This window comes from Glycomyces arizonensis DSM 44726, assembly GCF_000482705.1.
GTDB classification, from domain to species: domain Bacteria; phylum Actinomycetota; class Actinomycetes; order Mycobacteriales; family Micromonosporaceae; genus Glycomyces; species Glycomyces arizonensis.
Map to the genome: position 1 here is coordinate 19,197 of NZ_KI519474.1, position 25,242 is coordinate 44,438.

28 protein-coding genes are annotated in these 25,242 nt (G+C 70.2%); 8 read left to right on the forward strand and 20 right to left on the reverse strand.

Annotation, left to right across the window (positions count from 1 at the left end; all coding sequences use genetic code 11):
- Positions 1-17: 17 nt before the first annotated feature.
- Complete coding sequence (locus tag H613_RS0120705; protein WP_026925279.1) at positions 18-422, forward strand: hypothetical protein; 405 nt, start codon at positions 18-20, stop codon at positions 420-422.
- 51 nt (positions 423-473) lie between these two features.
- Here H613_RS0120705 and H613_RS0120710 read toward each other — a convergent pair whose 3' ends face one another.
- Positions 474-830 (reverse strand): ArsR/SmtB family transcription factor, encoded by a 357-nt coding sequence (locus H613_RS0120710; protein WP_026925280.1) that lies wholly within the window; start codon positions 828-830, stop codon positions 474-476.
- A 56-nt stretch (positions 831-886) separates the two neighbouring features.
- Between H613_RS0120710 and H613_RS0120715 the strand changes: the two genes are divergently transcribed.
- On the forward strand, positions 887-2,740 hold the full coding sequence (locus H613_RS0120715) for a heavy metal translocating P-type ATPase (RefSeq protein WP_084546864.1): 1,854 nt from the start codon (positions 887-889) through the stop codon (positions 2,738-2,740).
- A 29-nt stretch (positions 2,741-2,769) separates the two neighbouring features.
- Here the strand turns inward: H613_RS0120715 and H613_RS0120720 are convergent, their stop codons facing one another.
- The 6 genes from H613_RS0120720 to H613_RS28075 all read right to left on the reverse strand — a co-directional run bounded on the left by H613_RS0120720 (position 2,770) and on the right by H613_RS28075 (position 7,148).
- Positions 2,770-3,024: a hypothetical protein gene (locus H613_RS0120720; RefSeq protein ID WP_084546816.1), complete on the reverse strand. Its 255-nt coding sequence runs from the start codon at positions 3,022-3,024 to the stop codon at positions 2,770-2,772.
- Entirely contained in the window at positions 3,021-3,647 is a 627-nt protein-coding gene (locus H613_RS32920; protein WP_084546817.1) for a hypothetical protein, read from the reverse strand. Before H613_RS32920 ends, H613_RS0120720 begins: the two co-directional genes overlap by 4 nt.
- Before the next feature lie 145 nt (positions 3,648-3,792).
- The gene (locus H613_RS0120730; protein WP_026925283.1) at positions 3,793-4,539 is read right to left on the reverse strand and encodes an ABC transporter permease; all 747 of its coding nucleotides are present in this window, start codon (positions 4,537-4,539) and stop codon (positions 3,793-3,795) included.
- Entirely contained in the window at positions 4,536-5,474 is a 939-nt protein-coding gene (locus H613_RS0120735; protein ID WP_026925284.1) for a daunorubicin resistance protein DrrA family ABC transporter ATP-binding protein, read from the reverse strand. Before H613_RS0120735 ends, H613_RS0120730 begins: the two co-directional genes overlap by 4 nt.
- Positions 5,475-5,532: 58 nt before the next feature.
- Positions 5,533-6,534 carry a class I SAM-dependent methyltransferase gene (locus H613_RS28070; protein WP_051393632.1) on the reverse strand — a complete coding sequence of 334 codons (1,002 nt, stop codon included), beginning with the start codon at positions 6,532-6,534 and terminating at the stop codon, positions 5,533-5,535.
- A gap of 8 nt (positions 6,535-6,542) precedes the next feature.
- On the reverse strand, positions 6,543-7,148 hold the full coding sequence (locus tag H613_RS28075; protein WP_051393633.1) for a TetR/AcrR family transcriptional regulator: 606 nt from the start codon (positions 7,146-7,148) through the stop codon (positions 6,543-6,545).
- Positions 7,149-7,255: 107 nt separating this feature from the next.
- On the opposite strand from H613_RS28075, the gene H613_RS0120750 reads away from it, so the two are divergent.
- The 4 genes from H613_RS0120750 (at position 7,256) to H613_RS0120770 (ending at position 11,521) form a co-directional block, all read left to right on the forward strand.
- A complete protein-coding gene (locus H613_RS0120750) occupies positions 7,256-8,662 on the forward strand; it encodes an FAD-dependent monooxygenase (RefSeq protein WP_035738859.1) in 1,407 nt (468 codons plus the stop codon).
- Positions 8,663-8,888: 226 nt separating this feature from the next.
- Positions 8,889-9,464: a GNAT family N-acetyltransferase gene (locus H613_RS0120755; protein WP_026925286.1), complete on the forward strand. Its 576-nt coding sequence runs from the start codon at positions 8,889-8,891 to the stop codon at positions 9,462-9,464.
- A 753-nt stretch (positions 9,465-10,217) separates the two neighbouring features.
- Positions 10,218-10,514 (forward strand): hypothetical protein, encoded by a 297-nt coding sequence (locus H613_RS0120765; RefSeq protein ID WP_026925288.1) that lies wholly within the window; start codon positions 10,218-10,220, stop codon positions 10,512-10,514.
- A gap of 134 nt (positions 10,515-10,648) precedes the next feature.
- Positions 10,649-11,521 (forward strand): hypothetical protein, encoded by an 873-nt coding sequence (locus tag H613_RS0120770; RefSeq protein WP_026925289.1) that lies wholly within the window; start codon positions 10,649-10,651, stop codon positions 11,519-11,521.
- 77 nt (positions 11,522-11,598) lie between these two features.
- Here the strand turns inward: H613_RS0120770 and H613_RS0120775 are convergent, their stop codons facing one another.
- Positions 11,599-11,793: a hypothetical protein gene (locus H613_RS0120775; protein ID WP_156926169.1), complete on the reverse strand. Its 195-nt coding sequence runs from the start codon at positions 11,791-11,793 to the stop codon at positions 11,599-11,601.
- Positions 11,794-12,040: 247 nt separating this feature from the next.
- Between H613_RS0120775 and H613_RS0120780 the strand changes: the two genes are divergently transcribed.
- Positions 12,041-14,110, forward strand: a complete 2,070-nt coding sequence (locus H613_RS0120780; protein WP_035738862.1) for a PhoX family protein — start codon at positions 12,041-12,043, stop codon at positions 14,108-14,110.
- Positions 14,111-14,160: 50 nt separating this feature from the next.
- On the opposite strand, the gene H613_RS0120785 is transcribed toward H613_RS0120780, so the two are convergent.
- The 10 genes from H613_RS0120785 to H613_RS28085 all read right to left on the reverse strand — a co-directional run bounded on the left by H613_RS0120785 (position 14,161) and on the right by H613_RS28085 (position 22,320).
- Complete coding sequence (locus tag H613_RS0120785; protein WP_051393634.1) at positions 14,161-15,180, reverse strand: aldo/keto reductase; 1,020 nt, start codon at positions 15,178-15,180, stop codon at positions 14,161-14,163.
- Between the two features lie 229 nt (positions 15,181-15,409).
- The gene (locus H613_RS0120790) at positions 15,410-16,258 is read right to left on the reverse strand and encodes a hypothetical protein (protein ID WP_026925293.1); all 849 of its coding nucleotides are present in this window, start codon (positions 16,256-16,258) and stop codon (positions 15,410-15,412) included.
- A gap of 2 nt (positions 16,259-16,260) precedes the next feature.
- Positions 16,261-16,887 (reverse strand): hypothetical protein, encoded by a 627-nt coding sequence (locus H613_RS0120795; RefSeq protein ID WP_026925294.1) that lies wholly within the window; start codon positions 16,885-16,887, stop codon positions 16,261-16,263.
- Between the two features lie 102 nt (positions 16,888-16,989).
- Positions 16,990-17,304 (reverse strand): YciI family protein, encoded by a 315-nt coding sequence (locus tag H613_RS0120800; protein WP_084546818.1) that lies wholly within the window; start codon positions 17,302-17,304, stop codon positions 16,990-16,992.
- On the reverse strand, positions 17,301-18,080 hold the full coding sequence (locus H613_RS0120805) for an AfsA-related hotdog domain-containing protein (RefSeq protein ID WP_051393635.1): 780 nt from the start codon (positions 18,078-18,080) through the stop codon (positions 17,301-17,303). The genes H613_RS0120800 and H613_RS0120805 overlap by 4 nt, the downstream gene beginning before the upstream one ends.
- A complete protein-coding gene (locus H613_RS0120810) occupies positions 18,077-18,364 on the reverse strand; it encodes a phosphopantetheine-binding protein (protein ID WP_051393636.1) in 288 nt (95 codons plus the stop codon). The genes H613_RS0120805 and H613_RS0120810 overlap by 4 nt, the downstream gene beginning before the upstream one ends.
- Positions 18,358-19,095, reverse strand: a complete 738-nt coding sequence (locus tag H613_RS0120815; protein ID WP_026925298.1) for an SDR family NAD(P)-dependent oxidoreductase — start codon at positions 19,093-19,095, stop codon at positions 18,358-18,360. Before H613_RS0120815 ends, H613_RS0120810 begins: the two co-directional genes overlap by 7 nt.
- Positions 19,092-20,441, reverse strand: a complete 1,350-nt coding sequence (locus tag H613_RS0120820; RefSeq protein ID WP_026925299.1) for a class I adenylate-forming enzyme family protein — start codon at positions 20,439-20,441, stop codon at positions 19,092-19,094. Before H613_RS0120820 ends, H613_RS0120815 begins: the two co-directional genes overlap by 4 nt.
- 133 nt (positions 20,442-20,574) lie before the next feature.
- Positions 20,575-21,300 (reverse strand): 4'-phosphopantetheinyl transferase family protein, encoded by a 726-nt coding sequence (locus H613_RS28080; protein ID WP_084546820.1) that lies wholly within the window; start codon positions 21,298-21,300, stop codon positions 20,575-20,577.
- Between the two features lie 21 nt (positions 21,301-21,321).
- Positions 21,322-22,320, reverse strand: a complete 999-nt coding sequence (locus H613_RS28085; RefSeq protein WP_051393637.1) for a DMT family transporter — start codon at positions 22,318-22,320, stop codon at positions 21,322-21,324.
- A 198-nt stretch (positions 22,321-22,518) separates the two neighbouring features.
- Here H613_RS28085 and H613_RS0120835 point away from each other — a divergent pair, with 198 nt between their 5' ends.
- Positions 22,519-22,869: an ArsR/SmtB family transcription factor gene (locus H613_RS0120835; protein WP_026925300.1), complete on the forward strand. Its 351-nt coding sequence runs from the start codon at positions 22,519-22,521 to the stop codon at positions 22,867-22,869.
- 186 nt (positions 22,870-23,055) lie between these two features.
- On the opposite strand, the gene H613_RS0120840 is transcribed toward H613_RS0120835, so the two are convergent.
- Together H613_RS0120840 and H613_RS28090 are read right to left on the reverse strand one after the other, a co-directional pair.
- Complete coding sequence (locus H613_RS0120840) at positions 23,056-24,252, reverse strand: sulfotransferase family protein (RefSeq protein WP_026925301.1); 1,197 nt, start codon at positions 24,250-24,252, stop codon at positions 23,056-23,058.
- Positions 24,253-24,484: 232 nt separating this feature from the next.
- Complete coding sequence (locus H613_RS28090) at positions 24,485-25,222, reverse strand: SDR family oxidoreductase (protein WP_084546821.1); 738 nt, start codon at positions 25,220-25,222, stop codon at positions 24,485-24,487.
- Between the last annotated feature and the right edge of the window lie 20 nt (positions 25,223-25,242).

The window sequence follows — 25,242 nt, forward strand, 5'->3', positions numbered from 1 at the left end:
CCGAAGGAGCAACCGCCATGACCGTCACCCTCACTGCCCAGGACGAGACCACCATCCGCACCGCCGCCTGGGGCACCGTCACCCTGCTGTCCTTCGCGGGCATCTCCGGCTCGGCGCACAAGGTCGCCACCGACGCCTCCCTGGCTCTGAACGCCGCCACCGGTGCGGTCGGGCACGTCATCGCCGACAAGGCCGGGAGTGTGAAGATCAAGGGCAAGTCCGCGGCCGCCATCGCCGACCAGGTCCTGCCCGCGCTCACCGAGTCGGTGCGGCTGCTCGAAGCTCAGGACGCGGCCGAGGCGGAGAACTTCCGCAACACGATCACGGTCGCCGTCGCGGCCGCGAACCGCGCCCACAAGGGCGAGCCGGGCCCCGTGATGGCCGAGATGACCCGCAAGATCGACGAGGCGCTGGGCGCCTGACCCGGAAACCCGAAGGGGCCCGTCGCGATCGCGGCGGGCCCCTTCGTCGTCTCAGCGAGCGGCGTCCGCCGCCGCGGCCGCCGCGTCCCGGCCCGTGGCGTGGCCCGCGTGGGCCAGGGCCTGCCGCAGGAGCGGCTCGATGTGGTGGTCGGCCGCCGAGTAGTAGACGAAGGTCCCCTCGCGCCGGGTGGTGACGAGCCCGGCGAGGCGGAGCTTCGCGAGGTGCTGGCTGACGGCGGTGGGGCGGGCGCCGGTGAGCTCGGCGAGGCAGGCGACGTTCTCCTCGCCCTGGAGCAGCGCCCACATGAGCTTGAGGCGGGTGGGGTCGGCGAGCATCCGCAGGGCGTCGGCGGCGACGCGCGCCTGCTCGTCGTCGGGCATGGTGAAGTTCGGCAGCCCTTCGTGCATGTGCCGAGCCTACCGCACCTTGATATCTGCGTGATTGCGAATATAAGATGATGCGCATGTTCGCTTCCATGTTCCGGCTCGCCGACGTCCGCTGGGCCGCCGCCGCGCTCGCCTGCTTCGCGATCGGCGGCGCCGCCGAATTCGCCGGTGCGCCCGCGTGGGCGTGGCTGCCCGCCTACCTCGCGTGCTACGCCGCGGGCGGCTGGGGCCCGGCCTGGGAGGGACTGACCGCGCTGCGCAAGCCCCGCTTCGAGGTCGACCTGCTCATGGTCATCGCCGCTGTCGCGGCCGCGGCGATCGGGCAGTGGTTCGACGGAGCCCTGCTCATCGTCATCTTCGCGACCTCCGGCGCGCTGGAGGCGGTCCTGACCGAGCGGACCGCCGACTCGGTCCGGTCCCTGCTCGAACACGCCCCCGACCGGGCCGTGCGCCTCACCGGCGGCCGGGAGGAGACCGTGGACGCCGCGGACCTGGCCCCGGGCGACGTGGCCCTGGTCCGGCCCGGCGACCGCGTGCCAGCCGACGGCACGGTCACCGCCGGGGAGTCTGAAGTGGACGAGTCGACGCTCACCGGCGAGGCCCTGCCCGGCCGCAAGGCCCCCGGATCGAACGTCCTGGCCGGGACCGTCAACGGCACCGGGGCGCTCGAAGTGCTCGTGACACGCGCGGGCGCCGACTCCGTCCTGGCCCGCGTCGCCCGCCAGGTCGAGGAGGCCTCCGAGGCCAAGTCGAAGACCCAGCTGACCATCGAACGCGTCGAGCAGCCCTACTCGCTCGCCGTCGTCGCCGCCACCCTCGCGCTGCTGGCGGTCCCGCTCCTGGCCGGGGCGGCGTTCGAGCCGTCCCTGCTGCGCGCCATGACCTTCATGATCGTCGCCAGCCCCTGCGCGATCGTCCTGGCGACCATGCCCCCGCTCCTGGCCGCCGTCGCCCTCGCCGGGCGCCGCGGCGCGCTCGTCAAGAGCGCCCTCGTGATCGAGCGGCTCGCCGAGGCCGACCGGGCCGCGTTCGACAAGACCGGCACCCTCACCAACGGGCGGCCCCGCGTCGAACGCCTCACCGTCCTCGACGGCACCGAAGCCGAACTGCGGCGCCTGATCGCCGCCGCCGAGGCCCGCTCCGAGCACCCGCTCGGGCGCGTCCTCGCCGCGCTCGGCGACGCGAGCGGCGCCGAGGACTTCCAGGCCCTGCCCGGGCGGGGCGTCCGCGCCCGCGTCGACGGCGTCGACGTCCTCGTGGGACACCCCGTCCTGCTCGACGGGACCGACGACCGCGACGCCCGCGCGGCGGTGGCCGCGATGGAGGCCGAAGGGCTCACCGTCGCGGTCGCCGTCGCCGACAAGCGCCCCGTCGGCGTCATCGGCCTGGCCGACACGGTCCGCCCCGAGGCGGCCCGGGCGATCGGGGAGCTGGGCGAGCGGCTCGCCGGTGCGCCGCGGCTGCTGACCGGCGACCACCCGGCCGCCGCGCGCCGCGTCGCCGCCGAGGTCGGCATCGGCGACGTCGAGGCGGGACTGCTGCCCGGCGACAAGGCCGACCGGCTCGCCGGGACGAGGACCCTCTACTGCGGCGACGGCATCAACGACGCCCCCGCCCTGGCCGCCTCCCACGTCGGTGTCGCCATGGGCGGCAACGCCTCCGATCTCGCCCTGGAGACCGCCGACATCGTCTTGGCCGGGCAGCGCCTCACCGCGCTCCCGGCGGCGCTCGACCTGGCCCGCAAGGCCCGCCGCGTCGCCCGAGCCAACCTCGTCTTCGCCGCGACCGTCATCGCCGTCCTCACCGCCTGGGACCTGGCCGGCCACCTTCCGCTCGTCCTCGGCGTCGCCGGGCACGAGCTCTCAACGGTCATCGTCGGCCTCAACGGCCTGCGGCTGCTCAGCGGGCGCCACTGGAACGAGCCGAACTAGGCCCCGCGCGGGGCGACGCCGACCGCCGTCTACGTCCGGGGCGCCCGAGCGGCGTCCGGCTCGTCGGGTTCGGCGCTCACTTCGAAGCGGTACTCGACGCGCACGTCGCGGTAGTCGACGCCGGGTTCGACCGGCTCGGGCAGGTTCACGCGGCGGCTGCGCTCCGCCGACGTCCGGCCCGGCTCGCCGCTGAAGGTCACCTCGGTGCGCGGCGCTTCGCGGAAGCGCAGCTCGCGGGCCTCCACGGTCGAGGCGAACTCGATGTCGGGCTCGGGCGAGGTCACGACGACCGCTTCCTGGCGGCCTTCTTGGCCGCCTTCTTCCTGGCCGTCTTCTTCTCGGCGGCGCGCTGCTTCGGCTTCCGCTCGCCGCCGTCCTCCTCGCCGCCCCCGGCACTGTCCCTCTGGTCGCTTCCAGCGACGCGCTCGGCGGTCCCCGGCACGGACTCGATCGCCTCGCCGACGGTCTCGACGGCCCTCCGGCCGCCCTCGGTCACCGGCGCGATCGTCCGCTCGACGGCGGACAGGGTCCGCTCCAGGACCTGCGGGTTCCGGTCGACGGTCGCCAGCACCCGCGCGACGATCTCGGCGACGCGGTCGAGCCGCACCTTGAGCAGCGCCTGCGCGTGCACGCCCTTGAGGTCGAGGTGCACCTTGCCGAGCGCGACGTCCGCGCCCACGTTGAGCCTGACCAGGTCGAGCACCTCGACGCTCAGCGACACGCGCGCCCGCAGGTCGTCGACGTCGACGACCAGCTCGTCGACGTCGACCTGCGGCACGTCGAGGTAGACGTCCGGTTCGACCACCGCGCTCGGCTCCCGGGGCTCGCCCGTCTCGAGCTCGTCGGTTTCGGGCTCGTGGGTCTCGGGCCTGTCGGTCTCGCGGTCGCGCTTGTCCTTCGCGGGCATGTCGACGCTCCTGCCTTCGTGCTGTCACACAGGGTAAGCACCGCGACCGTCCGGCGTCCGGCGATGAGCGATTCCGGCAGCGCCCCAGCACGCGAATGGAAGGCACGGCCCAGGCCGTGCCTCCCCGATGTTCCGTTCGGCGCCGTCACGCCCGCTTCGTGAACGCCGAGCGCGCCCACACGTACCCCACGAGGGCGATCCCGACGCACCAGGCGACGGCGGTGATCGCGTCGCCGGTGTCCGGCGTGCCCGCCAGCAGGCCGCGCATGGTCTCGATGATCGGCGTGAAGGGCTGGTACTCGGCGAACTGCCGGATACCGGGGCCCATCTTCTCGGCCGGGACGATCGCGCTGCTGAAGAAGGGCAGCATGACCAGCGGCACCGAGGCCAGCCCGGCGGCCTCCGGCGACTTCGCCGCCAGGCCGAGTGCGACGGTGAACCAGCCGGCCGAGACGGCGAGCAGCACGACCAGGCCGATCACGCCGAGCCAGTCGAGCGGGCCCGCCGCCGGGTCGAAGCCCAGGGCGAAGGCCACCCCGACGACTGCCGCGACGGCGACCGCGTTGGTCAGCACGCTGGCGACGACGTGGCCGGTGAGCACCGCGCCGCGGGAGACGTCCATGACCTTGAACCGGTTGATGATGCCCTTGGTCATGTCGGCGTTGACCGACGTCGCGACGGCCCCGAGCCCGTAGCAGACGGCCAGCAGGATCACGCCCGGCGTCGCGTAGTCGACGTAGTCCACGCCGACGCTGAACGCGTCGCCGAGCATGTACACGAACATCAGCATGACCACGACGGGCATCAGGACCGCGTTGAACACGGTGATCGGGTTGCGGGCGATGTGCTTGAAGTTGCGGCGCAGCATCACCGTCGAGTGGGACTTGCTCATTTCACGGCCTCCGTGGTGCGGCCCGTCAGGGCGAGGAAAACGTCGTCGAGGTCAGGGGTGTGGACGGAGAGTCCTTCGGCGCTGAGCGAGTGCTCGTCGAGCCGGTCCAGCAGGGCCCGCAGCGAGCTCGTGCCGCCGTCGCCGGGGACGTTCAGCGTGAGCGCCTCGTCGTCCCGCGAGGCGTCGGGGAAGAGCCGGGCGGCCGCGTCGAGTTCGGCGGCGGCGGTGAACCGGAGCCGGACGTGCGTCCCGGGGATCTGGCGCTTGAGCTCGTCGGGCGTGCCCTGGGCGACCAGGCGGCCCTGGTCGAGCACCGCGACCCGGTCGGCGAGCTGGTCGGCCTCTTCGAGGTACTGGGTGGTGAGGAAGACGGTCACGCCGCCCGCCACCAGCTCGCGGACGATCGACCACATCGTGCGGCGGCTGCGCGGGTCCAGGCCCGTGGTCGGCTCGTCGAGGAAGATGATCTGCGGGTCGCCGACGAGCGTCATCGCCAGGTCGAGCTTGCGGCGCATGCCGCCGGAGTAGGTCGAGGCGGGCTTGTCCGCCGACTCGGCCAGCTCGAAGCGCTCGAGCAGTCCGGCGACGATCCGCTTGCCGCCCTTGGCGGGCAGCGGGCTGAGGTCGACCATCAGCTGGAGGTTCTCCCGGCCGGTGAGCAGCTCGTCGACCGCCGCGAACTGGCCGGTGACGCCGATGGCGGCGCGCACCGCCTTGGCGTCGGCCGCGACGTCGTGCCCGGCGACGCGCGCCGTTCCGCCGTCGGCCTTGACCAGCGTGGTCAGGACGTTGACCGTCGTGGTCTTGCCCGCGCCGTTGGGGCCGAGCAGGGAGAAGACGGTGCCCGCGCGGACGTCGAGGTCGATGCCGTCGAGGACGGTCTTGTTTCCGAAGGATTTGCGCAGTCCTGCGACCGCGATGGCTGCATCTGTCATGCGGCCAACTGTCGGCGCACGTCCTGACACCGACCTGACACGACCCTGACACGGGACCTTACGCCGCTTCGCGGCCTCCGACGAGCACGGTCGCGGGGTGGCCGTTGACGAGCACCTCGTGGGCCGAGCCGATGGCGAGGCCGCGGTTCGTCAGCGCCCGCTCGGCCTCGTCGGCGACCATCCGGGCGACCAGGACCACGAACCGCCCGTGCTCGCGGTCGAGCACCCGGTCGAAGGACCGGGCCATCGCGTCGAGGAATTCGGGCAGTGCCATCGGCAGCTCCCCGTACTCGCCCCACGGGGGATCGGTGACGATGACGTCCACCTCGCCGTCCCCGATGGAGGGGAGCGTCAGCGCGTCGTCGGCGAGGAACTCGATGCCGCCCTCGCGCACCGCCTCCGGGAAATCGCCCCGCAGCCGCTCGAGTTCGCTGTCGGAGTAGACGATGCGCTTCGCCGGGAACGACAGCCGGGCGTTGGTGAACGAGCCCGAACCGGCGAACGGGTCGAGGAAGACGTCCTCGCGCCGGGGCCGGGAGGCCGCGACGAGCAGCGACGACAGCTCGTGCGAGATCGCGCCCGCCGCCTTCGCCGCGCGCCCCGGCCGCATGTGGCGGCGGCACAGCATGAGGCGGTCGAAGTCGGTCCTGCCGACGGCCCAGTACTCCTCGCCGAGGCCCCGCCCTACCATGCGCTGCCCGGACGCGGCGGCGATCGCCGACTCGAGTTCGCCCCGCGCCCGGCGGCCGACCGAGACGAGCTCGCCGTCGACGTGGAACATGACGCGGAACGTGTCGGCGTAACCGTCGAGGCCGCCGTCGTAAACGGTGTCCGCGAGCGCTTCGACGCTCCAGTCGAGGTCGCGCCGGAGCACGTCGGCGATGACGGTGAAGGAGTTCTTCACGAAGGGCATCTGCTCGACGCGCGAGCGGCGCGTGTCCGACTCGAAGATCATCGAGCTGTCGTCCGCGTACACGACGTCCGGCCTGTCGACGTACGACCCGATCGACTCGGCGACCAGCTCGCCGGTCCCGGCCGGAAACTGAATGTAGTAGCGCACCGCGGCAACTATACGGACGGCGGCCCGTCGCCGGGCGTCCCGCGTTCGGGGGCCGGTCCGGTGAGGTAGCGCTGAATGGTGGGGCCGTACCAGGCCGCGAGTTCCTCGATGTCCATCGCGGCCACGGCCGGGGCCCGAAGGATGTAGCGGCACAGCGCGATCCCGAGGATCTGCGTGGCGACGAGGCCGGCGCGCAGCTGCGCCTCGGCTGCGTCGGCCGAGTAGGGCTCGGCCAGGGCCGCGCCGTCGTGCTCGATGGTCCCGCGCACCTGGGCGGCGGTGTCGTCGTCGGTGACGGCCCTGCGCAGGCGCGCGAGGAGGACCGGGTCGCGCTCCCAGAGCGCGAACATGCTCCGCACCACGGTGGCGCCCAGCTCGTCGGCGGGGACCTCTTGGGGCCTCGGCAGGCGGAACGGGACGTCGATGGCCGTGGCGAACAGCTGCTCCTTGCTGCCGTAGTAGCGGATGACCATCGACGGGTCGATCCGCGCGTCGGCCGCCACGGCCCGGATGGTCGTCCGGTCGTAGCCCTCGTGCGCGAAGCGCTGCCGGGCGGCTTCGAGGATGGCGGCGCGGGTGGGGTCGGAGCGGCGCGGCCTGTTCGCATTGTCCATGCGCCGGATTCTATGCCAACGCTTGTTGACGCGATTTGACCTCTCGTTGTAAAGTGTCAACACACGTTGGCCAACAAACGTTGGCATTCAATCCCTTGGAGGATGCGATGACCGATGTCGTCATCATCGGAGCCGGTCCCACCGGCCTCCTGCTCGCCGGCGATCTCGCCGAAGCCGGCCTCGACACCCTGGTGCTGGAGCGGCGCAGCGCCGAGATCTCGAACCTGTCGCGCGCGTTCGTCGTCCACGCCCGGACCATGGAGGCGCTCGACGCGCGCGGCATCGCCGAGGACCTCCTCGCGTGCGGCGGCGCGAAGCTGCCCGGGATGCGCCTGTTCAACCGGATCTCGCTCCACCTCGCCGAGCTTGAGACGCGCTTCCCCTACCTGCTCATGACCCCGCAGTACGACGTCGAGAAGGTGCTGCTGCGCCGCGCGCTCGACAAGGGAGCCGAGATCCGCTACGACCACAAGGTCACCGGCGTCGAACAGGACGAGGTGGGCGTCACCGTCCACACTGATCAGGGCGAGTACGCGGCGGCCTACGCGGTCGGCGCCGACGGCGTGGGCTCGGCCGTGCGCAAGGCCATCGGGATGCCCTACCCCGGCGAATCGGTGCTCAAGTCGATCATGCTCGCCGACGTCAAGCTCGCCGAGCCGCCCGCCGACAGCCCCGCCATCCACGGCCTCAACGGCGCGTTCTGCTTCGTGGCCTCCTTCGGCGACGAGTACTGGCGCGTCTTCGGCTGGAACAGCGGGGACCAGAAGGCCGACGGCGACCCGATCGAGCTCGACGAGATCAGGGAGGCCACCCGGCGTGTCTTCGGCACCGACTTCGGCATGCACTCGCCGCGGTGGATCTCCCGGTTCCACTCCGACGAGCGCCAGGTGCCGAACTACCGCGACGGGCGCGTCTTCCTCGCCGGGGACGCCGCGCACTGCCACTCGCCCGCGGGCGGCCAGGGCATGAACACCGGCCTCCAGGACGCCGCCAACCTCTCATGGAAGCTCGCCGCCGTCCTGCGCGGCGCCGACCCGGCCCTGCTCGACACCTACAACAGCGAGCGCCACCCCGTCGGCAAGGCGGTCCTGCGTTCGAGCGGCGCCATCGTCCGCCTGGCCGCGGAACGGTCGAAGATCAAGGCCGCGGCCAGTGTCCTGGCGGTCGTCACCGCGCTGCACATCAAGCCGATCGAGCACAAGGCCATGGGCATGATCAGCGGTGTCGGGATCCACTATGGCCATGAGTCGGGAGAGGACGCGTTGGTCGGCCACAGGGCCAACGACATTCAGCTGGCGGACGGCTCGCGGCTGTACGAGGCGCTGCGCGGGGGCAGGTTCGTCGTGCTCGACAGTGATGGGCGCTATGAGGACAAGTTCGTCGCCGATGCCGCTTCGGCCGCGTCTGACGGCGAAGCGAAGGTCATCCGCCCCGACGGCTATGTGGGCTGGGCCGGTGGCGACGACCCGACCGCGATCCGGGCGTATCTGGAGACCCACGCGGGCAAGGCGTAAGGGGATGAAGGGGCTGAGTGCTCCGGTGCCGCGTCCGCCGGATGTTCGGGCTGATCGGCGATGAGCCCTCGGCCTCGACCGGGAGCGCCGGGAAGTCCGCTTTCGGGCGCGACCGGCGTTCTCGCGGACGGCGGCGCCTGAACCGCACCCGCGAAACCCTCTTGCCGTGGGGTGCCCGGCGGTAGACAATTCCTGTCAACCACTCCTACCACTGAGGACCGCCGCCATGGACTTCGCCGTACGTCGCTACCTGCCGAGTGACGAGACCGCCTGGCTGCGCTGCCGGGCCCTCGGCTTTTTGGACACCACCTATTTCGATGCCGTCGAGCGGACGAAACCGGTCATCCCCGCTCCGGGCATCGAGCTCGTCGCGACCGGCCAGGACGGCGAGGTCATCGGCGTCATCGATGTCGCGGTCGAGGGCGATGAGGCCACCATCGAGACCATCGCAGTCCATCCCGACCACCGTTCCCGAGGCATCGCGAGCGCGCTTCTGGAAGAGGTGCTCGCCTACCTCCGGACCCAGAACGTGGCGACACTCGACGCATGGGGCAGGGAGGATCCGAGCGCGCTGCGCTGGTACCGGTCCAGCGGATTCGCTGAAGGCGAGCATTACCTGCACGTGTACGCCGACTACGACGCCGACGCGGCGGAACCCGACCGCGCGATCGGTGAACGGCGCCCGGGACTGCGCCCGGTGCGGGCCTTCCTGCACGCCAAGATTGAGGATGAGGCCGTCATGCGCGAGCAGTTCGCCCGCGTGCATGTGTGCCGACGCTTCGTGCAGGACGTCAACAGCTGATCTGAGGCCGGTTTCGTTCCGCGGCAGTGTGTCCGGACTGCTGTGACGACGGTCTCTAGACGCTTTTGGACCGTTAGTGTGTCGTAAGTTGCGCGGTGCCAAATGATGTGTAAGAGTTTTTGACACGCACGTATCGCACGTGCCTCAACCGAATACCGAAACGCGGCGGGCCGCCGCTCCTAACGCCAATCAAGTTCGGCGGCCCGCCCCTAGCCAGAGAGGAAACCTCCCATGGTTGGCTTCAGCCTACCCCAAGACCCGGTTCCCGCCTCGGTCAAAATCGACCTGGAACTTCACCAGCCGTACCGCACGTGGTTCGGTTTCGGTCGTCTGCGGTGCGAGTGGTGCCATCACAAGTGGGGCGCTCACGGTTGCCCCCAGCGGCGTTCTGCCGTGAAGCTGCTCGCCTCCTGCGTCGGCTCTCCTTCGCTTCGCGGGGTGCTCGCCAACCTCATCGGTTTCTCGTGGGGTGGTGCGGCGTGAACCCTGAGCGCATCGTCCTGGGCCGCTTCACTCTCGAACACCGCCGCATCGAGGTCTACCAGGTCATCGGCGCCTCCATCAGCTCTGTGCGCCTGCGCCGCATCGAACCCGAACCTGCCATCGACCTCGGGTACATCAACCGGATCGGCTCGCCCTTCGCCCGCCTCCACTTGTACCGGGCCGAGTGGTCCCGGCGTTGCGGCGGGTCGCCAAGGAGCACGCTGCGGGGATCTGGCTCCACGCCGCGCAGCATGAGGCGGAGGTGGATGGATGAGCCTGCACTTCGTCGACAAGCTTCCGGTGTTCGGCTACCGCGAGATCGACGGCTTTGAGCTGGCCTTCGCCTGGATCTGGCGGCAGTCCGCCCTGCGGGTGACCTTCGTCGAGACCGAACCGGCCCTGATCGGCCGGGTCACCCACCTTGACGGCCTCCCGCGCCTGGTCGCCGCCCCGGACAACCTCGCCTGGCTGCATCAGGACGACCCGGCCCGCACCCTCGCCGTCCTCGACTTCGCCACCGACCTATGGCGCCGAAAGGACTCCATCATCCGCACCTGCGACGGCTGAAGGCCCATTGCCCGATCGGGCCACCGGAGGCGGTATCGGTCCGAACTGGTGTCGGCTACCCGACAAATATTCCGACAGCGAGGCTCGCGTGTCGTACGAGCCTTACGAGATGAAAGTGAACTTAAGGTCTTTCCATGGCGAAGATTCCCCATGAAGCACTCCATCACCTGTTCCGAGAAGACCCCGGCCTGTTCACGCAGACCATGCGCCGCGTCTTCGACGAAAGGTTCCCCGACATCAAGGAGGTCGCCGAGGTCATCGTCGACACCACCAGCCTCGATGCCGTCGAGCGCTATATCGACACCTCACTGCGGGTGACCACCGACCAGGGCGAGGAGATCCTGGTCATCGAACCGCAGACCGAGCCGCCCTCACCGCAGAAGATCCGCTCCTGGGCGTGGTACTTGGCGTTCTTGGAGAACAAGTACCAGTTGCCGACGAGCCTGCTGATCCTCACCGCGAAGGAGCCGACCGCCCGAGCATGCCGCAGGGAGCTCTTCTTGGGGCCGCCCCGCAGTCCGGTCATGCGGCTGTTTCCTCGCATCGTCGGTCCCGACAACATGCCGCTGATCACCGATGCCGCCGAAGCGGCCGAGGACGTGCCGTTCGCGGTGCTCGCGTTGCTGACGCAGCGGCTCAATCCCGGGGTCGAGCGGGCCATGCGTCCGCTGATGGACGCGCTGGACACGCTCGACACCGACACCGCCCGCTATTACGCCGAGTTCGTGGAAGGCGGACTCGGTGAAAGTTGCCAACGAGAGGTTTGGAAGCAGATAATGAAGACCATGACCTACGGATACGTCTCCGAGCTCAAGCAGGAGTTCCGCGAGGAAGGCCACCTCGAAACTGCGGTGAAGACGCTGCTGGCCGTGCTCGACGCCCGTGGCCTCGACGCGACCGACGCCGACCGCGACCGCATCCGCTCCTGCACCGATCACGAGCGGCTGCTCGCGTGGACCGTGTGCGCCGCCACCGCGTCGAGCACGGCCGAGGTCTTCGGCGATTAACCGCTCTGCCGGGACCATGTCAGCGGAAGGCCCCCGCGCCGCTTTCGGCGGCGTGGGGGCCTTCGGCTGCAGCGGGCCTACTGACCGCCGCGTTCGTTCTTGAAGTTCTCGTAGGACTCGCGGGCCTTGTCCTTCGCGTTCTGGACGGCGTCGCCCATCTGCTCACCGGTCTGCGAATCCTTGGCCCGGTCGATCATCTCCCCGGCCTTGTCCTGGGCATCTTCCGCAGCCCCCGACAACCGGTCTTTCCACTCACCGAACTTGTCAGCCAAGCCCATGGTGTATTCCCCTCTCTCGTCGGTATGTCCCACTGTATGCCTCTGCGTCGCTCAGGGAAACCCTTCAGCGCAGTGCGGGACCGCGCCGCTGCCCCGATTCGAGGCCGTTCGCCGGCTGTTCATGTCTCGTTGGTGGAACGGGCCACCGGCTCGGCATAGCGTCCGGAGTCGAGGCGCACCGGTCAGGTCCCGCCGCCCGGCCGGTGGCGCCCACACCCGCTGAACTGCTTTTGGAGTTGCCATGGGCCCCCGATCCTCTGCCAGACGGCTGCCGCTGCTCACCCCGCCGCACCAAGGCGGGCGCGCCGCCATGACGTGCGTCTACCGCTGCGGGAACGCGTGCAGCCACCCCGTGCCGAACACGTCGGACAACCCGTACCTGAACGACCTGATCGCCCAGGCCGTCTCGCGCCGCTCGCTGCTGCGCGCCGGTGTGGTGGCCACGACCGCCGCCGGTGCCGTCGGGGCGCTCGCCGCCCCCGCTGCCGCCGACCCCTGGTGGCACGACCACGGCCACGACGACGCGCCCCGCGGCCTGCGCTTCGAGGCGGTGCCGCCCAACACCGACGACCAGGTCACCGTGCCCTCCGGCTACCGGCCGCAGGTCGTCATCCGCTGGGGCGACCCGATCCTGGACGGCGCCCCCGAGTTCGACCCCGACGCCCAGACGCCCGAGACGCAGGCCGGGCAGTTCGGCTACAACTGCGACTACCTGGCCCTGCTCGACGCGCCGTGGGAGTGGCGCCGCCGCGTGCTCGTCGCCAACCACGAGTACACCGACGAGGAGCTGATGTTCGCCGGTTACGACGGCGACGCCCCCACGCGCGAGCAGGTCGAGATCGCCTGGGCCGCACACGGACTCTCCGTCGTCGCGCTCGACGAGGACCGCCGCTCGGGTGACCTCACGCCGGTCGTGGGCCACCGGCTCAACCGGCGCATCACCGCCACCACCGAATTCGAGGTCACCGGCCCCGCCGCCGGGAGTGAGCTGCTCAAGACCTCCGCCGACCCGACCGGCACCGTCGTGCTCGGCACGCTGAACAACTGCGCGGGCGGGACCACCCCGTGGGGCACGATCCTGTCCGGCGAGGAGAACTACAACCAGTACTTCGCCAACGCCGAGTCGGTCACCGACCCGCAGGCCCGGGAGCGGCTGAGCCGCTACGGGTTCGGCGGCGGCGCCACCCAGCGCAAATGGGAGCAGTTCGACCAGCGCTTCGACATCGCGGCCGAACCGAACGAGGTCAACCGGTTCGGGTGGATCGTCGAGATCGACCCGCTCGACCCCGACGCGAAGCCGCGCAAGCGCACCGCGCTGGGCCGCCTCAAGCACGAGGGCGGCGGGCCGCGCCTGACCCGCTCGGGCCGCGTGGTCGTCTACATGGGCGACGACGAGCGCTTCGACTACTTCTACAAGTACGTCTCCGACGACAAGGTGCGGTGGGGCAGCAGCCGCTGGGCGCGGCGGCACAATGACACCCTGCTCGACGAGGGCACGCTCTACGTCGCGAAGTTCACCGGCAACAGCCCCGCCGAGGAGATCGACGGCTCGGGCGAACTGCCCTCCGATGGCGCCTTCGACGGCGCGGGGGAGTGGATCCCGCTCGCCAGCGGCGACGAGTCGTTCGTCGAGGGCATGAGCGCCGACGAGGTGTACGTCTACACGCGACTGGCGGCCGACAAGGTCGGGGCGACCAAGATGGACCGCCCCGAGGACGTGCAGCCGCACCCGTACACCGGAACCGTCTACATCGCTCTGACGAACAACTCGCAGCGCGGCACGGACGGCAAGCCCGCCGCCGACGAGGCCAACCCGCGCAACAGCAACAAGCACGGCCAGGTCTTGGAGGTCATGGAGGAGGACAACGACCCGACGTCGCTGGAGTTCGGGTGGCGGCTGCTGCTCGTGTGCGGTGACCCCGAGGACCCCGCCACGTACTTCGCGGGCTTCCCGAAGGACCAGGTCAGCCCGATCTCCTGCCCCGACAATGTCGCCTTCGACCCGCACGGGAACCTGTGGATCTCGACCGACGGCAACGCGCTCGGCACGCACGACGGCCTGTTCGGCGTGGCGCTGGAGGGCCAGCACCGCGGCCAGGTCAAGCAGTTCCTCACCGTCCCGAACGGGGCGGAGACCTGCGGGCCGATCGTGGAGGACCGCCACGTCCTGGTGGCCGTGCAGCATCCCGGCGAGGTGGACGGCGCGAGCGTGGAGGAACCGGCCTCGGAGTGGCCGGACGGGCCGGGGAGCATCGTGCGCCCCTCGGTGGTCAACGTGACCAAAGAGGACTGCGGCCGCATCGGCCGCTGACCTCCGGATCGGGTGCGGGGAGGCCGCCCCCGCACCCGATCCGCTCGCGGTCAGCGCGTGACGGGCATGATCGCGGCCGGGTAGCGCTCGCCGGAGACCCGCTCCGGCCCGAAGGCCGCGTCCAGGTCGGCGAGCTGCTGCACGGTCAGGGCGACGTCGGCCGCGCCGAGGTTCTGCGCGAGGTGGTCGAGCGAGCGCATGCCCGGAATTGGGACGATGTCCGACCCCTGCGCCAGCACCCACGCCAGCGCCACCTGTGCGAGCGTCGCGTTCAGGGACGCGGCGATGTCGCGGATTCGTTCCAGGAGCGGAAGGTTGGCCTCCAGGTTGCCGCCGGAGAACCGCGGGTTGGAGCGCCTGAAGTCGCCTTCGCCGAGTGCGGCCGCGCTGCTCACCGCTCCCGTGAGGAATCCGCGGCCCAGCGGCGAGTAGGCGACCGTGGCCACGCCGCGCTCGCGGGCGACGGCGAGGACGCCGTCGTCGATGAGATTGCGAGTCCACAGTGAATATTCGCTCTGCAGTGCCGCCACCGGGTGCACGGCGCAAGCCCGGCGCAGCTGGTCCGCGCTCACCTCGCTCAGTCCGATGTGGCGGACCTTGCCCTCCTTGACGAGCTCGGCCATCGCGCCCACGGTCTCCTCGACCGGGGTGGTGCCGTCGAGCCGGTGCGCGTAATAGAGGTCGATCACGTCCACGCCGAGGCGGCGCAGCGAGGCCTCGCAGGCGCTGCGGGCGTACTCCGGCGAGCTGTCGTGCCAGCGGCGCCCTCCGGCGGTGTGGCGGATGGCGAACTTGGTGGCGATGACGGCGTCCTCGCGGCGGCCCTTGACGGCCCGGCCCACGAGTTCCTCGTTGTGGCCCCTGCCGTACATGTCGGCGGTGTCAAGGAGAGTGACACCCGAGTCGAGGGCCGTGTTGATGAGGCCGATGGACGCGTCGTCGTCGGCCGCGCCGTAGTAGTCACCGCTCATCGCCATGCAGCCCAGCCCGATCGCCCCGACCAGAGGGCCATCGGTGCCGACGCGGCGGTGCGGGGCGGTCAGGAACGGCGGCTGCGGTTGTTCGTTCATGCGTTCTCCTCATGATAGCAGGTATCTTATAAGATATAAGATATGTTATATAGGCTATAACATATACGCGACGGCTCATCTCATGGCATCGAGTATGTTATAGCCTATAATTTATAAGTTATGTGTAACGGCAGATTCCTCGCGGCAGCACGGCGTTATAAGTTATAGAAACGGTTTCCTTGCAGTAACCGCGCGCGGCGTTCACCTCGCCGTATCCGTCTCGCCGTGTTCACCTCGCGGTGGTGACGAATTCGGAGAAGCTCGCCTCTTGCAGCTTCAGCTGCGCGTGGATGTCCCCGCCGAGCCCGTAGAAGCCGATCGCGCCGCCGTAGTTCTGCTGGTAGCTCATCCACAGCAGCACGATGTTGACGATCCGCTCGGGTCCCGGCGCGCCCGGTGCGGGGAACGGGTTCGGCAGCTTCGCGTGGTACTGCGCGTTCCCGCGCCGGTCGGTCATGAACACGTTCGGGATCCCGAGCGGGCCGGGCCGGTGCGGGCCCATCGGCGCGGGGGCGAGGTCGTAGGTGCGCAGCGACATCACCGTGTACATGCTCTGCGGGATCAGGCCGGTGAACTCGAAGGCGAACTCGGCCTCGTGCCCGGCGCCGGCGAGCGAGACGTCGAGCCCGCCCTCGGCCTGCACCCACTGGCCGAGGGTGATCGGCTCGTCGACGCGCCGCCCGTCCTCGGGCCGCAGGTCGGGGATCGGCACCCGGTGGAACGGGTAGCTCGGCCGCTCGACCTCGTGCGCGTCCGGGCGCTGCTCGGGCGCGAACAGCATCGGGTAGTTGTTGACCGGGAGCGGCAGCGGCAGCGTGTGCAGGACGGTGTCGCTGTCGCGCTGGCCGAGCCGCTCGGGCAGCTCGCGGACGATCGTGTAAGGCACGTTCCGCCCGTGCGGCGGCACCTCGCTCTTGGAGGAGACGATCGCCCGCCCCCAGCTGGTGCGCACGCCGTCCGGCGAGGGCCGGTTGACCATGCCGATGACGATGAAGTCGCCGTTGCCGTCCATGACCTCGCTGGGCGGATAGGTGGGGCCCTGCGTCGTCAGGCTCAGCTCGTAACTCTGCTTCCGCATGGTCAGGACCCGATGCGGGCGTAGGTCTCCAGGAACAGGCCCGCGTCGCCGCCGATGTCGGTGACGATGAAGTTCTCCCTGGCCTGCACGAGGATCGCCTCGTAGGCGGGGGTCCGGTACACGGCATTGTGGACTTCGGGTTCGCAGGAGAACCCGGCCACGAACAGCACGCCCGGGTCGGCGCCGAGCAGCGAGTGGTAGGCCAGGAAGACCTCGGAGGCGTCGGAGGCGCGCACGATCTCGAAGATGGTGCGCTCGCGCCACGCGCGGTAGTCCTCGAACACCGGCGGCCTCACCTCGACGCGCCGCAGTTGGAGGTACGGGCTGTCGGGGAACGGGGCGTCCGTCGGCCGGGGCGCCTCGACGAACTCGTGGACCTGGCGCCGGAAGTCGCCCGCCAGTCGCGGCGCGAGCGCTTGCCACTGGGCCGCCCACAGAGGACGCAGCCCGTCGAGTTCGGCCAGGCCGTTCGCGGCCCGCACTTCGAGCAGGACCGGGCGCTCCAGCGACCGGTAGAGCAGGGCGTCGCCGCCGTGCTCGGCGTTGACCTGCTCCCAGGCCTTGGCGGTCTGGTCGACGGCGTCGGGCTGGACGGGGAGCTGGGTGACCAGGAGTAGCTGAGAGGACATGGTGGTGCCTTTCTTCGAAGGGGGACGACTGAGCGGTGATGAGGGCGCGCCGCAGACCCGCCGGACTGCGGCGCAAGGCAACGTGAACGGCGGCGGCCGGGTCTAGGGGCTTGTGGGAAATTGCACCGACGCGTTGGCGGACTGCCGGAAGGCGTGGATGCGCACCTCCCGCCACACGCCGCCGCTGCGGAACGGATCCGCCTCGATCCACCGTTCGGCGGCGTCTCGGTCGGCGACGTCGATGATGAACAGGCTCCCCAGGCCGCGCTCGCCGTCGTCGGACAGCAGCGGCCCGCAGACCAGCGGCCTGGGGGAGGCGGTGCGCAGGCGGGCCGAGTGCTCGGCCCCCAACTTGGCGCGGCGCTCGGCCGCGTCGTCGCCGTCGAGGCAGTGGAGGGCGAACAGCACCGGCCTCACGCCCCCACCGCGGGGGCGACCGGCTCCAGCGCCGTCGCCTCCCGCAGCGTCTGACGGGCGGCCATGACCTCCTGCTTGGCCGCGAACACCTCCGGGATCACGCGGATCTCCGCCTCGAAGCGGGCGGCGACGCGCCCGGCCTGGTGGATCTCCACAGTGCAGCCGATGACGTGGCCCACCGGCCCCTCGTCGTGGCGGACCAGCCGGTACTCCAGGTGCGCCGGGAGCGGGAAGACGAAGTTCAGGAACATCGAGTTGACGTGGGCGATGACGAACCGGGTGGCCGGCTCGGCGGCGATCAGGAACCGCTCGGTGACGGCCGTCCACGTCTGCCGTGCCGCCTCCAGCAGCGTCACGGCCGGGATGTGGAGGCCGGTGAGGTGGTCTTCGAGGACCTCGACGCGCTCGTCGAGCACCAGCGCGGCCCGGTACCGGTCGGCGCCCGCCTGCTCGATATCTCCGATGAGGACGTTCTTGTCGTGGGCCTTGTGGGTCACTGCGCGTCCCACCGGCTCCGGAGCGCGCCCCTGCGCGGCGAGCACGCAGCGGCCCTCGTCGGCCAGGCGGTTGAGCTCGGCGATCTGCTCGCCGGTGAGGCCTTGGCCGACGGTGATCCGCGGCGGCCCCTCGTCGTGCTCGCCGTGCTCACCGTGCAGCGACTTGAGCAGTGCGGAGACGCCGATGGTGCCCGGCTGTGCGAGGAACGCCTCGAACCGGTCGCCGACGACCATGACCGGCCGGTCCTGCGCGGTTTTGTCCACAGTGGCGGTGCTCATGCGCGCACCTCCGCTTCGCCGGAGGCCTTGGCGTAGGCGTCGGCGAGCGCGCCGACCGTGCGGACGTCGGCGATCACCAGCTCGCCGTCGCCGAACGGGTCGACGCCGAGTTCGAGTTCGAGCTGGATGAGCAGGCGGGCGAGCAGCAGCGAATTGAGCCCGACGGCGTTCAGCGCGTCGGCCCCGGTGATCTCGCCGTGCTCGGTCCCCGCCTCGTCGAGCAGGTCGGTGATGTAGTTGCACACGGTGGTCAGGATCTCGAGATTATCCAAATTGTCTAGCATGTGATTCCTCCGTCGACGACGATGGTCTGGCCGGTGATGAACGAGGCGCCGGACGAGATGACGAACAGGACGGTGTCCGCGATCTCCTCGATGCCCGCGAGGCGCCCCAGCGGGGTGCGCCGCCTGATGCGCTCGCGGTTCTCCGCGGTCACGCCGGCGGTCATGCCGCTGTCGAAGAAGCCCGGGATCACCGAGTTGACGCGGATGTTCAGCGGCCCCAGCTCGCGCGCGAGGCTGCGGCTGAAGCCGTCGAGCCCGGCCTTGGCGGCCGAGTAGACCGCCACGCCCCGGTAGCCGCGGATGGCGTTGATCGAAGAGACGTTCACGATCTGCCCACTGCGCCGGACGCTCATGACCTTCGCGCACGCCTGCGTCAGCGCGATGGGCGCCGCGAGGTTCTGCGCGATGAGCGCGTCCAGGCGCCCGTCCGGGACGGTGAGGAACAGCTCCTGGTCGGTCAGGACGGCGGCGTTGTTGACCAGGAGGTCGATCCGGCCGAAGCGGCGCGTCGCCGCGGCCGCGTACGCGCGCAGCCCCGCCCGGTCGCCCAGATCGACCGGCGCCCACAGGAAGTCCTCGGGGCGCTCCGCCGCGGTCTGCTCGGTGAACTCACTGGGCTTCCGGCTGAACGTGGCCACCTTCCAGCCGTCGCCGAGCAGCCGCTCCACCAGGAGCCGCCCGAGCCCGCGGCTGCCGCCGCTGACCACGGCCACGCGTCCGGCGGCGCTCACGACGCACTCCGGATCTTCTTGAAGCGGTCCGAGTGCTGCCGCGCGGTGGAGACCTCCACGACCGCTGGGACCTTGAACGCCTCCAGGCGCCGGGAGCAGTGGGCGCGCACGCGCCGCTGCACCGAGCGGTGGTCCTCGGCCACGTCCGGCCCGAGCAGCACCGTGGCCTTGACGACCATCCCGGTCACATGGCTCGGATGACCGCTCACGGTGGCCTCGGCGATGCCCGGGACCTCCAGGACCGCGCTCTCGACCTCGCTGGGGTAGACCTTCTCGCCGCCGACGTTGATGATCTCGGAGCGGCGGCCGAGGATCCTCAGCCATTCGCCGTCGGTCTCGACCACGTCCTGGGTGTTGAAGAAGCCGTCGGCGTCGAACGGCGCCTCGGCGTTGAGGTAGCCGAGCATCGCCATGTCCGAGCGGATCCACAGGATGTCGTCGATGATCTTGTGCTCGAACCCGGCGTCGCCCAGCTTGACCCACAGCGTGTCGTCGCCGCGGGACTTGGTCGGCAGGATGCCGAGCTCGGACAGGCCGTACGTCTGCTTGAGCCGCGCGCCGGGGAGGTCGCGGGCCAGCCGGGTGAGGGTCCGGATCGGCATCGGCTCGGTCCCGTAGGTGACCAGCCGCAGCGAGGAGCAGTCGAACCGTTCGAGCACGCCGGAGATGAGGACCATGTTGAGGAAGGTCGGCGTCGTGGGCAGCACCTCGACGCGGTGGCGCTCGACGGCGGCGAAGACGGTCTCGGGGCTGCGGTCGGCGACGGTGACCACGGTGCCGCCCTGGACGAGCGTGTGCAGGAGCGTGTTGATGCCGCCGATGTGGTCCAGGCTCAGGAAGGACAGGATGCGGTTGGCGCGGCCGCCCGCGGTGTACCGGTCGAGGGCCTTCTGGAAGTCGAGGACGGAGGCCTTGCTGCGGCCGGTGGTGCCGGAACTGAAGAGCACCAGGCCGGGGCGGTCGGCGTCGCGCAGTTCGCGGTAGAGCGGATGCGCCGCCTTCGTTCCGGTGCGCACGACGTCGCCGGGGCCGGTCTCGTCGGCGGTGACGGCGATCTCGACCTCGGCCACCTCGAAGAACTCGGCGCGCTTGGCGGCCGGGAGGGCACTGAGCGGCACGGCCACCACGCGGCGCTCGATGAGCGCGAGCAGGCCGGCGCACAGCTGCGGCGAGTAGGCCCCTTCGAGGGCGACGACGCGGCCGGGGTCGATGTGGTGCTCGTCGAGGAACACGCGCCAGTCGGCGACCATGTCGACGAGCTGCCGGTAGGTGCAGGTGCGGCCGTGGAACACGACGGCCTCGCCGTCGCCGTGCTTCTCCAACTGCTCGATGATGGTCATGCTCATGCGGCCTCCCGGGAAAGGACTTCAGGGGTGTTCCTGCTGCGACGCTCTACCGGCCCCGAGGAATGCACTTCCGTTGCGATGGAATGTGATGTCCGGACCGTTCGAGTGCCGTCTGTGAGAAGCCTAAGCACCGCTATTGTGGATCACAAGCTCCACTTTCAGGCAGCGCATATGGTGTATCCGCAAGGGCATACCCGTTCATGGGCACAGAAGTTGACTGTCCGGCGATCACCGAGGTGACCATGATGCGGCCGTCGGTGTGCCAACGGCCTTGGAAGACGGGAGACAGCGCTTTGCCGGTTTCATGACAGGGCACTCGTACATCCACTGTAAACTTTCCATCGTGTTCCGGCCCGATGCGCGCGTCGTGGAATCCGAGCCAGCGGCCGGTCAGCGGGAACCACGCCTTGTAGAGCGATTCCTTGGCGCTGAAGATCAGCGTCTCCCAGTGGACGCCCGCGCCCAGGCGCCGCACGTGCGCCCGCTCCTCGGGCAGCAGCACCGTCTCCACCAGTTCGGGCGGGAGCGGGCGGTGCTCCTCGGCGTCGATGCCGATGCCCTGGATCCGGCCCCGGCGGGCCGCCGCGGCGGCCCGGTACCCGCGGCAATGGGTGATGCTGCCGACGATGCCGTCCGGCCACAGCGGTTCGCCATGCGCCCCGGAGGGGATGGCGATGTCCGGCACGCCGAGCCGCGCGAGCGCCAGGCGGCCGCAGCGCCGCCCGGTGGTGAACTCCAGGCGGCGCGCGTCCACCGCGCCGCGGAGGCGGTCCTCCTCCTCGGGAAAGAGGACCGCCTCGGCGGTGTCGTGCGCGGTCCAGGCGGTGGCGACGGCGTCAGGCAGGAGACGCTCGATCACCTCGGCCCTCGCCGCACCCGCTCAGCCCTTGCCCGCGGGCGCCGCCGGAGCGGCGCTGTCGGCCTCCGCTGACGAGGCCATGGCGGGTTCGGGCGCGGCCGCGACCGGCGCGGGGCGGAATCTCGCCAGCATCCGGCGGTGCGTCCCGGTGGCGACCAGGACGCCCGACATCACCACGATGCCGGCGATGACCTGGAGCCAGGTGACCTCCTGGCCGAGCGCGAAGGAGCCCAGCACGGTGAACACCGGGACCAGGTGGAAGAAGACCGCGGTGTCGGCGACGCCGATCAGCCTGATGCCGCGGTTCCAGAAGATGTAGGCCAGCACGGAGCCGAGCGCGCCCATGAAGAACAGCGCGCCGTACACCTGCCACGGCAGGCCCGCGAGCACGCTCGGCGTCGGCTGCGGGGCGACCATGGCCGCGACTATCCACATCGGGATGAAGCCCATGACCGTGGTCACGCCGGTGGTGATGATGGGCGTGCTGTCCTTGACGTAGCGCTTCTGCAGCACCGCGTACAGCGCGAAGCAGATGTTGGCGATGAGGAAGAAGATGTCGCCGACGTTGGGCGCCTCCAGGCGCTGCACCGATCCGGTCAGGATCAGCGCGGCGACGCCGATGAAGCTGATGGTGGTGCCCACCTTGTGGTTGCCGCTGACCTTCTCTTTGAACAGGACCGCGGCGACGATCGCGGTCACCAGCGGGTTGGTGGCCTGGATGAGGGCGCCGTTGGTCGCCGAGGTGAAGTGGACGCCCAGGAAGAAGAACGTGTTGAAGCCGAAGACGCCCAGCAGGGCGACCACGGCGAAGATCCCGAGGTTCCGCTTGGCCGCGTCGACGACCTTGGGGAACTGCGGGGCCAGGATGACCGCGATGATGACCGCGGCGAGTGTGAAGCGCAGGGCCGCCCCGGCGGCCGGGGTGAGGTAGCCGACCGTGTATTTGGCCAGGTTGAACGTGATGCCCCAGAAGAAGGCGGAGAGTGTGAGCAGCGGATAGACGCTGCGCGCGGTGCTCATCGCATCGCTCCGGCGGCGTTGCGGCCGGTGCGGTGTTCAGGCGCTGGTGGACAGGGGTGCGAGCTGGTGCGGGCCATGGGACGACTCCTTCACGGTAGTACCAATGAAGTCGAACTAGTTCGATTACAGTCGAACATACACTGTAGTACGATTGAATTCGAACCACTTATAAGTGACATGAATCACAGGAGGTAGATCATGCCGGCGCAGGCCGCAACCGAATCCGAGACCGGCTACCTTCCCGAGCCGGCCAGGGCCGAGATCCGCCTGGAGAAGGTGCTGAGCGCGCTCAGCGACCCCCTGCGGCTCAACATCGTCCGGGCCTACCTGCTCGACGCGGGGGGCGTCGAGCGATCGTGCAGCTGGTTCGCGATCGACCGGCCGAAGTCCACGCGCACGCACCACTGGAAGGTGCTGCGGGAATCGGGGATCATGCGGCAGCGCATGGTCGGCCTGGAGAAGCGCAACACCGTGCGCGAAGAGGACCTGGACGCCAGGTTCCCCGGCCTGCTGGACCTCGTCCGAGCCTGGGAGCCCGAGGCCGAATAACCGGGTGCCGCGCCAGACGGGCGCTGCCCGCCTTCAGCCGGCGGTCTTACACGCGCGCAGGCGCAGGAGCGGTGCGAACCGCCGCGGACGCCCGTCCCGCCGAGCGCTGCGACGCCCGCGCCCCGCCGACGGCCAAGTCCTGCCCGGCATGCACGCCGGGGCGTGCGGAACCGCCGTTCCGTGGTGTCAGTTCAGGTTGGCGACGAGGTTGACGTAGTCGCCGAATGCCCGGTCGACGTCGGCATGGGTGAGCCCGTAGTCGGCGAGGCTGTACTCGTGCTTGCGGTCGGCCGAGGGCCGCTTCAGGGCCTGCTCGAGGTTGGCCTCGTCCTTCGGCCCCCACTGCGCCCCGAGCTTGCCGTAGAGCTCGGGCACGTAGGTGTGCGGATCGGCGTTGAGCCGGTGGTAGGGCACGTCGATCACCGAGCCGGGCCGCAGGTACGGCCGGGCCTCCCGCGCGTGCTCGATGCCGTCGGCGAGCAGGTCCAGGAACCTCCGCCCCAGGGCGTGCCTGTCGATCCTGCGCAGCATCAGCCCCATGGCCGTCTCGTTGAGCGAGCAGGTCGAGGCGATCACGGTTATGGGGTCGCGGTGGTTCCACACGAACGTCGCGTCGGGGAACACCGTCTGGATCTCGCGGAGATTGAACGTGTCCATCGGGGACTTCAGTATCCAGCGCTTGCGTTCCCGCCCGTACTGGAGCACCTGCAGCGCCTCCTTGAGATAGGTGTAGTCGGGCACCTTGTCGTGGGTCTCCAGCCACTTGGCGTAGTGCGGGATCGGCGCGCGCGTGAGGTGGTAGTGGGTGTGCGGGACGATCAGGAACGACTCCTCGGGCCCGGTCGCCACCATCGGATGCTGGATCGGGAACACCGGCATCAGCTTCTCGAGCATCGACAGGTCCCTGGCCACCTTGGCGATCCGCGCGTCGCGCTGCTTCGGCGGCAGCTCCAGGTCGATGTTGTACATCTCCCAGGTGAGCGGGCCGCGGTGGCCGGGCGATCCGGCGAGGATCTTGTGCGTGAGCGTGGTCGCGGTGCGGGGCAGGCCGAGGATGAACACCGGTTTCTCGATCGGCTCGTCGGCGATCGCGGGGTGCTCCGCGCGCAGGCGGCGCACCCGCAGGCGGTTGGTCAGGCGCATCGCGAACTCGGCCTTGACCCCGACCCAGCCCATGGGCGCCATGCCCTCGACCTCGGTGTAGCACTTGAACGCGAAGCCGAGGTCGTCGACCCACTGCCGGTCGTCGTCGAAGGTGAACTCCTGGTCGGCCTCGGCGGCGGAGACCATTTTGGACCAAGTCCTGTCCGGATTGCGGCGAGAGCCGAGTGCGGGGGCCATGGCGAGGTTCAGGACGGAGGCGAGGGCGGAGACGCGACGCATGAGGGTGCATCCTCTCTAGAGGGTTGGCGTCACTCTACCGCCGGTCGCCTGTTACGGGAACGAGTTGTTCGCGGTATCCGCGGGCCGCGTGAGCGCCGCGATCGACGCCGCCTTCGATCCCCGCCGACCGGTTCCAGGGCTCATCGCGACGCTGGAACGACCACCGTGCCGCGATGAGCCCTGGAATCCGCCCGTGGAGGACGGGTCCCTTGTCATGCCGCTGAGGCGCGCCTCAGCGCCACAGCCACGCGTCGAGTTCGATCGACGACGGGTGGGCCCGGCCGGAGCTGTTCAGGACGGCCATTGTGGCGTCCACGACGTCCTCGGCGCTGAGCATCCGATCCCGCTGCTCGGCGCTGTAGTCGATGTGCGGGCGCATGTTGTCCCTGAACGCCGTGTCCACCTTGTCCAGCACGATGCTCGAGACCTTCACGCCCCACGGGTTCGCCTCCTCGATCAGGCACTTGGTCAGGCCCTCGACCCCGAACTTCGAGACCGCGTAGGCGAGCATCGCGCCGGGAGGGGCGCCGCGCTTGCCCCAGATCGACGACATGTTGACGATCGTGCCCCGCCCCGCCGCCTTCATGTGCGGCAGCACCGCCTGCGCCATCAGGAAGTACCCGGTCAGGTTGGTCCGCAGCGTCTCCTCCCACACCGCGACGTCGGTGTCGAGGATGCCCCCGTGGTAGGCCACGCCCGCCACGTTGAGCAGGTTGTCGACGCCCCCGAACCGGTCGACGGCCGCCGCGACGGCCGCCGTCACCGCCTCGGCGTCGCCCACGTCGTGCGCGGCGGTGAGCACCTGCGCGCCCGTCCACCCCGCGTCCGCCACGGCCTTCTCCAGGCCCTGCCCGTCGTTGGAGTGGAGGACGAGCGCGTGGCCCGCCGTGGCCAGCCGCCGGGCCAGCGCGAGTCCGATGCCGCGGTCGGCGCCGGTGATCAGCGACACCGGGCGATGGTCTGTACTCATGTGCTTCTCCTTCTTCCGTG

Bases quoted from the DNA above. Each gene is read 5' to 3' on its own strand.
- H613_RS0120705 (WP_026925279.1), top strand. From the start codon at position 18: ATGACCGTCACCCTCACTGCCCAGGACGAGACCACCATCCGCACCGCC.
- H613_RS0120710 (WP_026925280.1), bottom strand. From the start codon at position 830: ATGCACGAAGGGCTGCCGAACTTCACCATGCCCGACGACGAGCAGGCG.
- H613_RS0120715 (WP_084546864.1), top strand. From the start codon at position 887: ATGTTCGCTTCCATGTTCCGGCTCGCCGACGTCCGCTGGGCCGCCGCC.
- H613_RS32920 (WP_084546817.1), bottom strand. From the start codon at position 3,647: ATGCCCGCGAAGGACAAGCGCGACCGCGAGACCGACAGGCCCGAGACC.
- H613_RS0120730 (WP_026925283.1), bottom strand. From the start codon at position 4,539: ATGAGCAAGTCCCACTCGACGGTGATGCTGCGCCGCAACTTCAAGCAC.
- H613_RS0120735 (WP_026925284.1), bottom strand. From the start codon at position 5,474: ATGACAGATGCAGCCATCGCGGTCGCAGGACTGCGCAAATCCTTCGGA.
- H613_RS28075 (WP_051393633.1), bottom strand. From the start codon at position 7,148: ATGGACAATGCGAACAGGCCGCGCCGCTCCGACCCCACCCGCGCCGCC.
- H613_RS0120750 (WP_035738859.1), top strand. From the start codon at position 7,256: ATGACCGATGTCGTCATCATCGGAGCCGGTCCCACCGGCCTCCTGCTC.
- H613_RS0120755 (WP_026925286.1), top strand. From the start codon at position 8,889: ATGGACTTCGCCGTACGTCGCTACCTGCCGAGTGACGAGACCGCCTGG.
- H613_RS0120765 (WP_026925288.1), top strand. From the start codon at position 10,218: ATGAGCCTGCACTTCGTCGACAAGCTTCCGGTGTTCGGCTACCGCGAG.
- H613_RS0120770 (WP_026925289.1), top strand. From the start codon at position 10,649: ATGGCGAAGATTCCCCATGAAGCACTCCATCACCTGTTCCGAGAAGAC.
- H613_RS0120780 (WP_035738862.1), top strand. From the start codon at position 12,041: ATGGGCCCCCGATCCTCTGCCAGACGGCTGCCGCTGCTCACCCCGCCG.
- H613_RS0120785 (WP_051393634.1), bottom strand. From the start codon at position 15,180: ATGAACGAACAACCGCAGCCGCCGTTCCTGACCGCCCCGCACCGCCGC.
- H613_RS0120790 (WP_026925293.1), bottom strand. From the start codon at position 16,258: ATGCGGAAGCAGAGTTACGAGCTGAGCCTGACGACGCAGGGCCCCACC.
- H613_RS0120795 (WP_026925294.1), bottom strand. From the start codon at position 16,887: ATGTCCTCTCAGCTACTCCTGGTCACCCAGCTCCCCGTCCAGCCCGAC.
- H613_RS0120805 (WP_051393635.1), bottom strand. From the start codon at position 18,080: ATGAGCACCGCCACTGTGGACAAAACCGCGCAGGACCGGCCGGTCATG.
- H613_RS0120810 (WP_051393636.1), bottom strand. From the start codon at position 18,364: ATGCTAGACAATTTGGATAATCTCGAGATCCTGACCACCGTGTGCAAC.
- H613_RS0120820 (WP_026925299.1), bottom strand. From the start codon at position 20,441: ATGAGCATGACCATCATCGAGCAGTTGGAGAAGCACGGCGACGGCGAG.
- H613_RS28085 (WP_051393637.1), bottom strand. From the start codon at position 22,320: ATGAGCACCGCGCGCAGCGTCTATCCGCTGCTCACACTCTCCGCCTTC.
- H613_RS0120835 (WP_026925300.1), top strand. From the start codon at position 22,519: ATGCCGGCGCAGGCCGCAACCGAATCCGAGACCGGCTACCTTCCCGAG.
- H613_RS0120840 (WP_026925301.1), bottom strand. From the start codon at position 24,252: ATGCGTCGCGTCTCCGCCCTCGCCTCCGTCCTGAACCTCGCCATGGCC.
- H613_RS28090 (WP_084546821.1), bottom strand. From the start codon at position 25,222: ATGAGTACAGACCATCGCCCGGTGTCGCTGATCACCGGCGCCGACCGC.